The organism is Cohnella silvisoli (assembly GCF_021190915.1).
GTDB classification, from domain to species: domain Bacteria; phylum Bacillota; class Bacilli; order Paenibacillales; family Paenibacillaceae; genus Cohnella; species Cohnella silvisoli.
Genome location: NZ_JAIOAP010000002.1, coordinates 484,224 through 497,880 on the forward strand (window position 1 = coordinate 484,224; position 13,657 = coordinate 497,880).

The 13,657-nt window shown below is 55.4% G+C and carries 11 protein-coding genes; 4 read left to right on the forward strand and 7 right to left on the reverse strand.

The genetic code is table 11. The annotated features are described in order from the left end of the window. Positions 1–3: 3 nt before the first annotated feature. Complete coding sequence (locus K7P76_RS05900) at positions 4–741, forward strand: SDR family NAD(P)-dependent oxidoreductase (RefSeq protein ID WP_232184223.1); 738 nt, start codon at positions 4–6, stop codon at positions 739–741. Between the two features lie 124 nt (positions 742–865). Here K7P76_RS05900 and K7P76_RS05905 read toward each other — a convergent pair whose 3' ends face one another. Further along, positions 866–2,203, reverse strand: a complete 1,338-nt coding sequence (locus K7P76_RS05905) for a hypothetical protein (protein ID WP_232184225.1) — start codon at positions 2,201–2,203, stop codon at positions 866–868. A gap of 123 nt (positions 2,204–2,326) precedes the next feature. Between K7P76_RS05905 and K7P76_RS05910 the strand changes: the two genes are divergently transcribed. Beyond that, positions 2,327–3,190, forward strand: a complete 864-nt coding sequence (locus K7P76_RS05910; RefSeq protein WP_232184227.1) for a helix-turn-helix domain-containing protein — start codon at positions 2,327–2,329, stop codon at positions 3,188–3,190. On the opposite strand, the gene K7P76_RS05915 is transcribed toward K7P76_RS05910, so the two are convergent. From K7P76_RS05915 to K7P76_RS05935, 5 genes are all read right to left on the reverse strand, one after another. Then, positions 3,183–3,908, reverse strand: coding sequence for a FadR/GntR family transcriptional regulator (locus K7P76_RS05915; RefSeq protein ID WP_232184229.1), 726 nt, complete (start codon positions 3,906–3,908; stop codon positions 3,183–3,185). The genes K7P76_RS05910 and K7P76_RS05915 overlap by 8 nt on opposite strands. 170 nt (positions 3,909–4,078) lie before the next feature. Continuing rightward, the gene (locus K7P76_RS05920; RefSeq protein ID WP_232184230.1) at positions 4,079–6,220 is read right to left on the reverse strand and encodes a TIM-barrel domain-containing protein; all 2,142 of its coding nucleotides are present in this window, start codon (positions 6,218–6,220) and stop codon (positions 4,079–4,081) included. Positions 6,221–6,256: 36 nt separating this feature from the next. Continuing rightward, positions 6,257–6,532 carry a 2Fe-2S iron-sulfur cluster-binding protein gene (locus K7P76_RS05925; RefSeq protein ID WP_232184231.1) on the reverse strand — a complete coding sequence of 92 codons (276 nt, stop codon included), beginning with the start codon at positions 6,530–6,532 and terminating at the stop codon, positions 6,257–6,259. Continuing rightward, positions 6,529–7,899 (reverse strand): DUF455 family protein, encoded by a 1,371-nt coding sequence (locus K7P76_RS05930; protein ID WP_232184232.1) that lies wholly within the window; start codon positions 7,897–7,899, stop codon positions 6,529–6,531. Before K7P76_RS05930 ends, K7P76_RS05925 begins: the two co-directional genes overlap by 4 nt. Positions 7,900–7,954: 55 nt before the next feature. Next, positions 7,955–10,660: a family 78 glycoside hydrolase catalytic domain gene (locus K7P76_RS05935; protein ID WP_232184233.1), complete on the reverse strand. Its 2,706-nt coding sequence runs from the start codon at positions 10,658–10,660 to the stop codon at positions 7,955–7,957. A gap of 105 nt (positions 10,661–10,765) precedes the next feature. Between K7P76_RS05935 and K7P76_RS05940 the strand changes: the two genes are divergently transcribed. Together K7P76_RS05940 and K7P76_RS33055 are read left to right on the forward strand one after the other, a co-directional pair. Beyond that, positions 10,766–11,668: a phytanoyl-CoA dioxygenase family protein gene (locus K7P76_RS05940; protein WP_232184234.1), complete on the forward strand. Its 903-nt coding sequence runs from the start codon at positions 10,766–10,768 to the stop codon at positions 11,666–11,668. An 86-nt stretch (positions 11,669–11,754) separates the two neighbouring features. Continuing rightward, a complete protein-coding gene (locus K7P76_RS33055; RefSeq protein WP_255678304.1) occupies positions 11,755–11,889 on the forward strand; it encodes a hypothetical protein in 135 nt (44 codons plus the stop codon). A gap of 391 nt (positions 11,890–12,280) precedes the next feature. Here the strand turns inward: K7P76_RS33055 and K7P76_RS05945 are convergent, their stop codons facing one another. Then, a complete protein-coding gene (locus tag K7P76_RS05945; protein WP_309244733.1) occupies positions 12,281–13,369 on the reverse strand; it encodes an RNA-guided endonuclease InsQ/TnpB family protein in 1,089 nt (362 codons plus the stop codon). Positions 13,370–13,657: the final 288 nt, after the last annotated feature.

Sequence of the window (13,657 nt, forward strand, 5' to 3'; positions counted from 1 at the left end):
ACTATGGAGCTTATCGACAAATGCGCCGTCGTAGCAGGCGCAAGCCAAGGCATCGGAGCTGAAATCGCAAGGCTGTTCGCCAAGGCGGGAGCTGCCGTTATCCTGTTGGCCAGACGAAAGAATCCGCTTGAAGAAGTGGCGGATTCTATCCGTGCGAATGGAGGAGCCGCACAAGTTTATCCGATGGACGTGTCTGTCGCCGGGGAATGGCGGGAGCTATCCGCCTGGATGCGGCAAAGAGGCCTCGCCTGCGACGTTTTAGTCAACAACGCCTACTGGAGACGGCTCGTTCCTATCGGCGAATTGACCGACGAAGACTGGCGGCAGACGATGGACGTTTCCCTCGGTTCTTATTTCCTTGGCACGCGGGAAATGATTCCGTTCATGCTGGAGAGAGGCGGAGGCAGTATCATCAACATCTCCTCCCTGCAATCCCATACGCCCGAGCCGAACTTTGGAGCCTACGCCGTGGCCAAAGGCGGCGTCGACGTGCTGTCCAAAGTCATCGCCCGCGACTATGCTCCGTCGATTCGCGCCAACACTCTGGTGGCAGGCGCTGTAGACACGCCTGGCTTCGCGGAAGGAGAAGAGGTCAAACGAGAACTCGGCCGCAGGCTTCCGGCCGGTCGGATCGGCTATGCGTCGGAAATCGCGGAAACCGCGCTGTTCCTCGCCTCCTCCCGCTCATCATTCGTTACCGGAACTGAAATCATTGTCGACGGCGGACGTTCCATCACCTGATGCATTAGATGAAACGGGGGAACTATTTCAATGATTAGGGCTGTCCCTCGGGTCATTTAAGACCTTATGGGACAGCCTCTTGTGTGCTATTAAGAGAAGTTTTCGCTGGTTCTTGCAAGTGCGCTTACTCCCGCATCTCCTTCACGAACCGGGGCCACCATTCTTGCTGCTCCGACATCGCGATATATTTCTTCTTGCTCTCGAACGCCCTAACCCATACTTTCTCGTATTCTTCCTGCATCTGCTCCGCGCTTTCGAATTCCGGAGAGAGCCATTTGCGCCCGATTTGGGCATGCAGCACTTCGTCCGCCCAATCGTAATCTTGAGCCGACACCGCATAGGGCATGCCGGACTGCTGCGCAATGATCCATTCCCATCGCTTGCCCTTGTCTTTGTTCATCAGTCCCTGCTCGATCCCCCACAGGATCAGGTGGGATTCAAACGGGGTGAAATCGGTGTTCAGAGAAGAGGAGGCTTTCAGGTCGATCGGATAGCGGTAAAAAGGCACCTTGTTGTGATACAACCCGACTTCCCCCATCATGGAGTGGCGCGTCTCATCCCACAGTTGACGGCTTAAATCCGTGTAATATTCCCATGGCTTGCCCCGCGTTTTGTACAAAATCGGCCCCATCCATTCCGGTACGTCCATCTCGCGCAACCGCTTGAACAGTAAAGCGAACGTCCGTTCATCCGCCGGGAGTATTTCGTCCTGATAATATTCGTCGACCTTAGCTGAGCGGTTGTACACATCGCGAAAACGCGCGTCGCGCCGGGGCATGTTGCTCATGCGATAAGCCCCCCCGTCGGATCGCGGTGCCGGAAGTACTTCAGCCGGAGAAAGCTGCTGCAAGTCGCCAGCCAATCCGCCGGCAGCCCGTAAATAAGAATTCAGATGGGCGACCCATGCTTCCGCCCTCTCCCGCAGTTCCGCTGAGACGGTCAGAGCGTTCAACGCCCGTTCGCCCCAGGCGATCATCTCCTCTTCATCGATTAGCATGAACCGAAATAGTCGGCAGGTCGGCTGATCCATCAGCGGATTCGTCACCTCCAAGTGCCGCCGCATTGCGCGCGCCAGCTGCGGCTTCACGACAAGGTAGATACCGGCCAGCAGCTCCGCAGTGTTTTCCGCCCGGATCGCCTCGTCGAAAAAGGCTTCCAGATACGGGTCGGGTACCTTGTCCAAATGAAGCGGCGGTTTACGCATTTCCGACACCCGCTTGCGCAGAGATGCGCTGTGCTCCGCATCCAGCCATAAGTGGTGCCCGAACGCTTGCTTGATCTCCCATTCGGGCGTATGCGCCAAATGTGCGGCGAACATGCGGTGCAGCGATACTTTCGCATAATTGAGGCGCTTCAGCAACTCCACGTTGTCGTCCACTGAAACACCTGTTCTGCACGCCTCCTCATACGTGCAAATCCCTGCAAGAGGAGGGATGCCTAAATTGTCGATTTGAACTCTCACGACAGAAAACCTCCATTCAAAGAAGTATGATATACTTCTAGAATAAAGGTTTTCTGCGGCCTAAGCTTTGTCGCCGTAAACTTCGTTTTTGTATAAATGAACTGCGAATGCGGAGGAATAAGGATGAGCACGCTGTTCGGACTGACTTTCGCGCCTTACATCCGCCATGCCGACGAAGCGGTTCGGGAACCCTGGAGCATCCCTGCGAGGCGGACGCTCGATTATTTGCTGGTGCTCGTGGATAAAGGGACGCTGTTCATTGATCTGCCGGATGGATGTCAGCGGCTGGACAAGGGCGAATTCGCGCTCGTCCAGCCGAACGTTCTTCACGCCCTTCGCGCTCCCGGACCGACCGTTACGCCATATATCCATTTCGATATATTTTACAGTGTCGAACGGATGCAAGGGTTTTCGACCAGACCGAGCCAGGTGGATCTTTCAGAATACAGACACCTGCTGCAGCCGAGTCTCAACGATCTGCTGGCCTCCCCGATTCCGCTGCGAGTCCGGCCATCGAAGCCGGATGCGTTTCGGCATTCGCTTCTCCAAGCGATCCGGTTGTGGAAGCTTAGACAGCCTCTCCGATCCCTGGAAGCTAACCTGCTTGTCGGAGAATTCGTTCTGATGCTGCTTGATGATTACTCCGCATCGGAGCCGGCCGAAGCCGCAGGCTATCCGCCACTTCATTGGATGAAAGCCTATTTGTCGATTCATCTTTCCGACCCGCTTACGGTGGACGACATGGCCCGGCAGGCGCATTTGTCCAAATCCCGGTTTAACGTCCTCTTCCGCGAGCAGTTCGGCATGCCGCCCCATCAATATTTGCTGCGACTGCGCATTCAACATGCTTGTGAGCTTCTACGCAACGGGAGCCTATCGTTGAAGCTCATCGCGGAATTGTGCGGCTTTGCCGATATTCACCACTTCACGAAAGCGTTCCGAAGTGAAACGGGGTTGACGCCGGGCTCCTTCCGTAAAATCAGGTGAGATCCGCCAGCGAGGTTCTCAAGTTGTCTTCCGTCTCTTCCAGATGGACCCGCATCGCGCGGCGCGCCTCTTCCTCGTCCCTCTTCTCGATCGCCTCGTAAATGCGGCGGTGGGCATCGGCTGCCTGCTTCGTTTTTTGCTCGCCGCGGAAAGATATTTTGCGAATTTCCATTAAATAATCGGTAAGCGAACGAAGAACAAGCTCGAAGGCGGGCTGCCCCGCCGCAGTGAACACGGTTTCATGAAATTCCACATCAGCCTGAACATAGCCTTTCTCTTCCAGCAAATAGCGCTCCATTTCTTCCAGCTTACCTCTCATCTCCGCAAGATTCTCGTCCGTTGCGTGAAGAGCCGCCAATCCTGCGCTCTCCACCTCCAAAGCTTTCCGGAGCGCCAGCACGTCCAGCACGGAAACACCTCCTCGGCGAAAAGCCAAACCGAGCGACTCGGTAACCTGCTCATGGGACGCCGGACGGATCGTGATGCGTTTGCCGTGTTTGACGTTCAGTATGCCTTTCGAGACAAGTATCTGCGTCGCCTCCCGGATGACCGTTCGACTGACACCGAACCATTCCGTTAATTGATACTGTGACGGAAACGATTCTTCCGCCTTAATTTTCCCTTCCACTATAGCATCTAGAATCAACTGGCTAGTCCGTTCGGCCAAGGACGGAGTGGACAGTTGCTGGGCGTTTAGCCTTTCCGCTCGTTCACTCATTTCCAACAAGATCTCCTCCTACTTTTCGTACATAAATTGTAATATAAGATGATATCACATATTCTAAAAAATGTCAATTTTCAGCAAGGTGATTCGGTAACCTTCGGGAGCTCTAGCGTTGACGACAGGCGGTAAACGCGCAAAAGGCCACTAAGGTGGCCTTTGTCCGCTTATGTCCGCTCTGGCAAAACGAAGCTCAACCCATAGGCTGCACCTTCGCGCCCGGCGTCTTCCGCCTCGAAGAGCACGTTGCCGTCCTTCTCCTCGAATGGCACTGTCCGCTTCCCGTCCATATCGATACGGACGAGCGCTTCGATCCGAGCTCCCGCCGGCAGCGGTACCCGCAGCCTACGGTCTGCAATGGCGGCAATTCGAACCTCCCCGCCATTGTAACAGGCGATGCCATGATTGTCGCCAAGCAACAGAGCCGCATAGAAACCCGCAAGCGGACCGTCGGTATATTTACGCCACATTTCACTGCGGCGCAAATCGATGTGCCGCTCCTGCCGGTTGTCGATGGGGGCGTGCTCGTATGCGCGAAGAACGGCGCTTACCCTGCGATAATCTTCCTCGGCTATCGGGACGGGGATACCGCCGGGGGCAACGCCCCCATAGCCGTTCAGCATGTGCCCCTGCTCACCGCGATATCGAATGGCATAGAGTGCGGGGATGCCGAAGACGCTTTTCTGCATCGTCATGGGAACGAAATACTGGGCGTACGACCACCAATCGTCCGTATCGGGCACGGATGCGCCAGCCAAATTCGTCACATGCGCCCTTAAAGGATATATTCTCGGATTATTGGTAACGTCGTCATTCAACCGACACGCGTCCTGCGTGTCATTGAAAAAAGGATTGGCCGCAGAGCCTTCCACAAAACAGTCGGGCTTCACCTTCTTAGCCGCTTCGTACATAAATTGCAACACACGATGCACCAGCTTCTCGCCTTTCGGCCACGCGGGATTGTAGAAGCTGCTGTTCGACGGAGGTACATGATAATAGAAATCGACCTTGAATCCGTCCGCGTTCAGGCAGCCTTCCTCATCGGACAGAAGCCGCCGAATGACTTCCTCCATGTGGTTCCGCGTACCCGGATGAGAGTAGTCGAGCAGCGGGATATCGGAATCCGGATTGACCAGCCATTCCCGATGTTCGCGAATAAACGCGTCTTCGCGTTTGCCGAGCAATTCAGTGCTGAAAGGGCAAATCCACAACACGATCCGTTTGCCCTGCGCATGGCATTCGTCAATGAATCGGCGCAAATCCGGAAAACGTTCCGCGTTCGGATTCCACGTTGCCACCCCGTCCATCCAACCGGCATCCAAAATCGCCAATCGCCATGGAATGTTTTTGTCCGCCATCGTATCGAAACACATCCGGGTGAACGATTCAGTCAGGAGGTTGACGCCTCCGGCCTCGCGAAGCTGACCGGTCTCGATCATGTCATGATAGATCTGGTCGCCGATCGTGCAGTAGATCGGCCCGGACCACCAGTCCGTCCATTCCCTCATGGCCGGAATTGCATCGCGCCGCTTCAGCAAGGATACATATTCCTTCAATACCTCGTCGGCTTCGCGCCCGAAGGTGAAGGCGACAGCAGGCAGCACGGCAGGCATGCCGGGCTGCAACGTTAGTCCTCCCCGGAAGCGGAACGGTAACGTCAATCGTCCTTCCTCGTATTCGAACAACAGCCCGTCCTCCGACTCGGGTACCTCGAGCGTTCCGACGCCCCACCAGTCGGCATTGCCGAAAGCGGCTACATACGGAGGAATAATGAAACGGCCGCCGTCGGAACGGAAATATCCGTCACGGATTTCGTGTTTGCTGGAGAGCGAAGCGCTCGCGATCCCTTTCTTCGGAAGCACGCAATGGTACAAATCCGGGGACCATACCTTCATTTCAGTCGCGTTCGTAAGGGAGCCGCCTTCCCGCGTGGCGGCATCCCGGTCGCAGCCGTATATGACGTCCTCCACCTTCGCGGCAAAGCCAGCGGAAAGCTCCGCCCGGTATAGGACATAACTATCCCCGAAAACGACCGTCGCCTTGCCTGTCAGCCCTCTGTCTTCGGAGACCAGCTGCCATTCCGTCGACTCACCTTGGTCCGAGCGAACCGCCGCGCAGTTCGTCGGCCGAAGCGCGATCGTTTTTCCGTCGGTCAACCGCACGGTTAGTCCCAGTCTGTAAGCGACGCTGTCTTCTCCTCCGAAAGGATGAATAGATACGATGCCTTCTTTATTATCGAATTCCGCGCGATACCGGTCGGCGGCTTTCCGTCCTTCGGCTGCGTTTCCCCTATTTTTTGTGTCAGTCATTAATTTTACGTTCTCCCTTCGATTGCGCATCATCAGTCAACGTTTCGTTTCGACCACCAAATCCGACCGGACGTAAGCGCAGCACGCCAATCGCCAGCCGGCGCCGAGCTCTGACGGTTGAATGGCCGGCTCAAACGACAGATCTTGCTCCAGCGTGCCTTCCACCACCCGGACCAAGCAGGTTCGGCAAGTGCCTCCACGGCATACGAACGCGATTGGCGCGCCGCCGATGATAGCCGAGTCCAGCAGGTATTCATCCGGCTCGGCTTCGAATTCGGCGTCTTTGTTCGCGATTCTGACCCGGTACGTCATGCCATGCTCCCACCGGCCGGAAGCAGTCCTTTGGCTTCCGCCAACCGCAGAATCCGATCTCGGAAAACCTCATAAGGCTTATCCGGTGAAGCGAGCACCCGTTCATTGAACCATTCCGACCAGATGCGGGCCGATTCGTCTCGCAGCGCTTCGAGCCGCTCAGAATCCCCTCCTAGCCTATGCAGCAACCATTTGTAGCCGTAAGTCAGGTGGAGCGCTTCGTCGGCCCAGTCGTAGTCCAAATTCGAAGCGCTGTCTTCGTCTCCAGCCGTTTCAAACCATTCTTTGGATGCCTGCTTCGTATTCGTGCTTTCGAAATAATGCAGCAACCCCAGTAACTGCTCGTAGCCATGAGGAAACAGCGCCGCGTAGCTTTCTCCCGCCATCGGGTAGTCGATTCCCGTCTCGAAGCCGAGCCTGCTCATCATTTGCTCGCCCATCCGGCAATGCCTTCCTTCGTCGTATAGCCAGCGGGCCGCATCCGTATAAAAATCCCACGGCATATCTTCCCAAGCCCACATGACCGCCCCGACCGCTTCAGCCGCCCACATCTCGTTCGCATGGCTGATGCCCTGGATCAGCTTCTTCTCCAGCGCCTCGTCGAACCGATCATCCGGCAAAATCCGCCGATCGGCGTTGTGATGGAACGTCGGCGTGAAACGGGAATCCCGCACAGGCACCGCCGGCGGCGAATACGGCTTACGGTTTTCCACCGTATCCTCTTGCGCTCCCTGACCGGGGCGGGTAAGACGTGAACCGAAATCTTCGGATGCTTGTGCCGAGACTTCCAGAAGAGCGGCGACGCAATGACGCTCCCACCCGGCAGCCAAGGGATTCATATCCGGCTTGTCCCGATAGAGACGATGAAGCAGTCCTTCGATTTCTGCGATTTGTCCGGATAAATCGGAAACGAACCGAGTAAGCGGCTCGGCCGTCGGCTCGTCGAGCAGAGGGTCGGTCAGCGATAGATAAGTTTCGTAGCCTTGCAGGCAAGCCCGCTTCCAGACGAGGTACACGCCTGTCGCGAATTCTGCGTCTCCGCGGCAGCCTAGCAGTTCCTGAGCCGCCTTCATAACTGCCCGCTGGCTTGCTGTCCGCGCATCAACATCCTTGCGCGGAAAACGGAGCTCCAGCGTACGCTTGCGGATAAAATCGGCGCGCCGGGCGTCCTGCCAAACGTGCACGGTCAGCCGCTTCTTCAGCTCCCAGTCTTCGACGGCGGGCAAATATCCCGCCGACAAGCGCAGCAGCTCCTTCTCCACGACGAACAGGAGCTTGAGTCTACCCGCCGCTTCGTCCACGGACTGGAATAAGGTGTCAGGTACGTCGTCCGGATACGCGCCCGACGGCCGGTTCAATAATGCCATTTTGACACCCTCCTAAACTGGTATGATGAGATGATATCATCTTTTGGAAGCGCGGTCAATCGGCTTTTTCCCAGCTAGCGTTCTGCCATTCGACAGCAACCGAATGGAATTCAAATGAGCCGGAACCGACCCGACATACCGCCTCTCCCTCCCCGAAGGTCGTCAATTCCACGTCTGAGCTTTCTTCAACCGGAATGCCGCCTTCCAGAAGCCTGTACCCTGGCCTCATCGGTATGTGAATGCGGGCGGAAGCGTTAACGGGAACGGTCACGCGCAGCGATATTTTACCCGGTTCCGCGCGCCATTCCGATCGAATCGTCCCATACGAACATTCGTAAGCGGCCTCGACGAAATCGAGTCCTTCGCCGATACGCGGACGGATGACGATCTGCTTGAAGCCGACTTCTTGATCGTCCGTGTCAATGCCTGCCGCGTGCCGGAATAGCCATTCGCCGACGGAGCCGAGTGAATAATGGTTAAACGAATTCATGTCCGGCGTCTGAAATCCCTTCTCCTCCGTCCAGCCGTCCCACCGCTCCCAAATCGTAGTTGCGCCATGGCTGACCGAATACAACCATGACGGATAGTTCTCTTGCAGCAGCAGACGATACGCCAAATCCGTTCGACCGATTCCGGACAGCACCGGCATCAAATATCCGACGCCAAGAAAGCCAGTCGTCAAGTGTCCGCCGCGGCGCTCAATATCTTCCGCGAGCCTTGCTGCGGCAGCGGCGCGAAGACGGTCGGGAAGCAGTTCCATGTATAGCGCCAATGTATAGACGGCTTGCGTATCCCCCTTGATGCGGCCGTCCTCCGATACGTAAGCGAACGAGAACGCCTGCTTGACCGTTCCGAACAACTTTTCATAACGCTCCGCATCATCCCGCCGCCCAATGATCGCGGCCATTCTCGCCATTAATCGGGCGCTATAAGCGAAGTAGGCCGTTGCCATGACGTCCTTCGGCGTCTCCGCGTTGACAGACAGCCAATCTCCATAACCGATGTCGGGACGCAAACCGCCTACGCTATTCGCTTCCAAATAGGCGATCCAATCTGCCATAGCTTGATAATGTTTTTCGATGATCCTCTTGTCGCCGTACATCCGAAACATAGTCCAAGGAACGATGACGCCCGCGTCTCCCCACCCCGGCTTGCCTTCGTTCAGCGAGGCCGGTTGGGGATTCGGCGCCACGTCCGGAAACGCCCCATTAGAAAATGACGCATCCTCCACGTCGTCCATCCACTTCGTGAAAAACGAGGCGACGTTCATACGATATGCAGCGGTGCCTGCGAAGATTTGCGCGTCTCCCGTCCACCCCATCCGCTCGTTCCGCTGCGGACAATCGGTCGGAACGCTCAGAAAATTACCTTTTTGCCCCCATAGAATATTGCTTTGCAGCCGGTTGACTCCCGGATGAGAACAGTTCCAGGCTCCCGTCTCCGGCATTTCGGAATGAACGACGCAACCCGTCAATTCAAAGCTCTCCGGCAATCCGGGATTACCGGTTACCTCGACGTACCGAAAACCGTGGAACGTGAACCGGGGTTCGAAAATCTCTTCCAGAGCGCCTTCGGCAATATATTCGTCCGTCTGCCTAGCGCTGCGTAAATTATCGGTATACAAAGTGCCGTCGGAATGAACCGTCTCGGCAAAACGAAGACGAATACGGGTTCCTTCCGCAATATTGTTCATCCGCAATCTAACCCAACCCACCATGTTCTGGCCCATATCGAACACATAACAGCCGGGCGACGGTTCCTGACTCGCCAACGGAGGCAGTGACTCTATGACGGCAACGGCAGGACCGACGCCGGGCGTTAGACCCGTATACGGAAGATCCAGCGACTGCGCCGGGCTCCATTTCGAATCGTCGAAACCCGGCTTGTCCCAGCCCGGCATGTTGAGCCGTGCGTCGTATGTCTCCCCGTCCTGCATGTCGGAAAATAATATCGGACCGAAAGAAGCGCGCCAGCCTCCGTCCGAAACGACCAACCGTTTCGTACCGTCCGAGAATGTCATTTCTAGTTGAAGCAGCACGCAAGGTTTCGTACCGTATTGTCCCGGTCCGTACCAGCCGACTTGTCCGGCATACCAGCCCGTACCGATGATGGCCCCGATTGCGTTCTCGCCTTCCGTAAGCAGTGTAGTCACGTCATATGCCTGTACGTGAACCCGTTTGCGGTAATCCGTCCACCCGGGCGCAAGCACGAAAGATCCGACCCGGTTGCCGTTTAGGCGCGCTTCATACAAGCCAAGCGCCGTCGCATAGAGCGTGGCGATCTCGGGCTTGCTGTCAAGCTCAAAAACCGTGCGCAAATAAGGGGAAGGCTGCCTCATGACGGCTTCGGGATTGCCTTCCTCCGGACTTGACGGATGTCCGATAAACCGAGCCGAATAGTCTTCTTCATTCAACAATCCCATCGTCCACAGGCTGGTTTCGCTCCAAACCGTCTCCGCGCCCTTCGAATCCCGCGCCTTTAACTTCCAATAGCAGCGCTGTCTTGATAAGAGAGGTGCACCTTCATAAACGATATGAACAGACTGATCGCTGGATATTTCACCGGAATCCCACAGGTCTCCGCAGTTCTCTTCCAAAAGCAAGGATGATGAAGCGACAAGGATATGGTACGCCGACTGTTTCTCCGCGCGCGAGTCCGACCTGAGCTTCCAGCCTAGCCGGGGCCGGGTTTCACCGATGCCCAGCGCAAAGCTCCCGAGCTCGACGGATAAATCGTATATCCGCATCGCAGAATGTGCCACTAGAAAAACCTCCCCAAAAATTAAGTATGGATATCTGGTATGATATATGATATCTTATCACCAGAATAAAGAATAATATTCTTTTTGTAAAGGAGAAGGTGTCAGATGAAGCTTTTGGAAGTAGATGCCCGCAAGCAATCGTGCATCAGCGAGGAGCAGGCGCAATTTTTTCTCGACAACGGTTTTTTGGTTATCCGCAACGCCCTCGGCGAAGAGGAACTACAGCTCATTCGGGAGGAAATGATGGTTTTGTTGGAGAAGGGCGCCGCCGGCGTGGAAGGCGATGCCGATTTCATGTACGGCAAAGGCGGTAAAACCGGCGCCAAAGTGCTGAAGCGCATCGAGTATGTCATCGACAAGTCGGATGCGATGAAACGGCTGTTGGGACATCCGTTCATTCTCCGTTCCGTGGAGAAGCTTCAAGGTTCAGCGCTCATTCCGACCTGGGACTCGATGGTCGTCAAAATGCCCGACGAAGGCATCATCGTCCCATGGCATCGGGACGGCACCCGGCCCGAGCCTGAGGGATCGTACGATCCTAGGCCGATCTTCAACGTCGACTTCTATTTGGACGAAGCTGATTTGTCCAATTGCCTTTGGGTCATCCCCGGCAGCAACCTATGGTCGACTGAACGGGCGAAAGAACGGTATTCCCGCGAAGGCTTCGATACTTCGGACGCGATACCAGTTCCGATGAATCCGGGCGACGTTATTTTCCATGATATTATGGTGTTGCACGGATCGCCCGCCGGAGACGGCAACGCGCTGCGGCGAACGGTCTACTACGAGTTTCGCCCCGCCGATCTCGAAGCAAAGTACGGACCTCATAACGAGGCGTACATCCGCTTGAAGCAACAGTTGCTGCTCGCATGCATAGAACGGCGCAAATCCGCCTCTTACGGCACCGAGGAAACACAGTTCGAGTACCGGCCAGACGGAGCTTTCGCCATCAATGATATTCAGCAGCCTGAAACTTACCGTTACGCACACGAGGATTTCGCGCGTTAAGACACTCCCTATGGCGACAAAAGCCTCCAACCCCGCTGCGTTTGCGGGATTGGAGGCTTTCTTTGTCAGGCCTCTTCTAAGGAGTGATGATTAGCACCGTCGAGTCGGTTCCGACGTTCGAGCTCCAATTCAGAACGCCTTGCGCGTCTGTCGACATGGTTGTCGTCGTCGTGCCGGAAGACTTGACAATGCGTACGCCGTACGACGTACTCGCCGACTAGTTTCCGACGTCGTCCAAATTGAGCTTGTCGCGACCACCTTGATTCCGTTGGCATAAACGGGTTCGAAATCGGCAACAAACGAAGGATCGAGCTCCCAAAACGGCATGTTACGATAGTATAGCCCAGGGATATCCTTCCAGGTCGTCCCGCTGTCCGTCGTAAATTGAATATGAAAGCTGTCCGGGAATGCTTGACCTCCCCAGGGATTCGGCGTCATTTCAATACGGCTGATCGTTGCGGCAGTGAATGCTCCCACCGCCTATAGAGGCGGAGGCTTCTTGGTTCGACGATCTCTGCCTTTCCCGGGAGAAAGGTCTTACATGATCTCCACAAGCGTTCGATGCTGCTCGCATCCCGTTCGGGGCAAACCCTCCCTACGGTGTTCGGCCCATCAAGCCGATATTTTCAAGGCGCGCTGCAAGATGATCTTGGCCGAGACGACGTCTCTGTCTTGAATAAGCCCGCATCTTTTACATTCATGAACTCGAACTGCCAACGTTTTCGGAACGTCCGCGCCGCATAGACAGGTCTGCGATGTGCCGTGGGCGGGCACTTGAACGAATCGCTTTCCATGTCTTTCGGCTTTATAAGATAGGTATGTGATAAACTTTCTCCATCCGGCATCGGAGATGCTTTTGGCCAGGCGGCGGTTGCGTACCATGTTCTTGACTTTCAACTGCTCCACCACGATCAGATCATGGCCCTGGACGATGTGGTACGATTGTTTGTGCAGAAAATCTTTTCGCTGCCGTGCGACTTTTTGGTGGGTTTTGGCAACCTTTCGTTTGGCCTTCTGCCGGTTGCGGGAACCTCGCTGTTTGCGGGAAAGCCGCCGCTGTGCGCGCCTCAGCCGCTTCTCCGCTTTGCGCAAATACCGCGGGTTGTCCACCTTTGTTTCATCGGACAGCGCCGCAAACGCGTTCAGCCCTACGTCTATGCCGACGGCGGATTCCACCGCTTGCATGGCTTCCGTATCCGGCACTTTCACGCTGATGTTGATCATCCACCGGTCCCCATATCGTTTCACATTGATTTGCGTCACGCTCACCCGGTCGAAGGGACGGTGGACATTCATTTTGACAACGCCGATTTTTGGAAGATAGACGGTTCCCTCTTTGGCAAATGTCTTTTGTACCGCACCGGGCTGCGGGTAGGTAAAGGAGACGTATCGATCTGCCGACTTGTAATGGGGGTATCCTGCTTCACCGCGGAAGAAACGCTGATAAGCATCATCCAAACGTTGCAGGCAATCCTGCAGCACTTGCGAATGGACTTCCTTGTAGGCTGGAAATTCCTTCTTGAAGGCAGGCAAGCCGTTCTGCTGCATGGCATAAGTGATGGTTTTACCTTCTTGGTTGTAGGCGGTCTCACGTTGTTCCTTGGCCTTATTGTAGAGCTCCCGGCACAAATCCAACGTTCGATTCATTTGTTGTTCCTGTTCGGGGGTCGGATAGAGGCGAAACTGAAAGGTTATTTGCACAAAGGCTCACCGCCATAATGGGAACGTATATTCCCATTATACACCAAAAACATCCACTATTCCAACTTTAGAAAATGTGACAAGCGATCGATTCTGATGACGATTCAGGCAAATAGACAAATGCATTTAGGCTTTGCCTAACCGAAATTCATCCCCTCCCTACAGAGGAAGAGGACTTCTTTCGGATTGCCGTTAAAAAAACCTCCCTCGCTTGCCAATTAAGGACAATGAGGGAGGATCGTTCCGGATGCTGCAACCGGATTATTCAGATGACCTTACTTCGGTAGA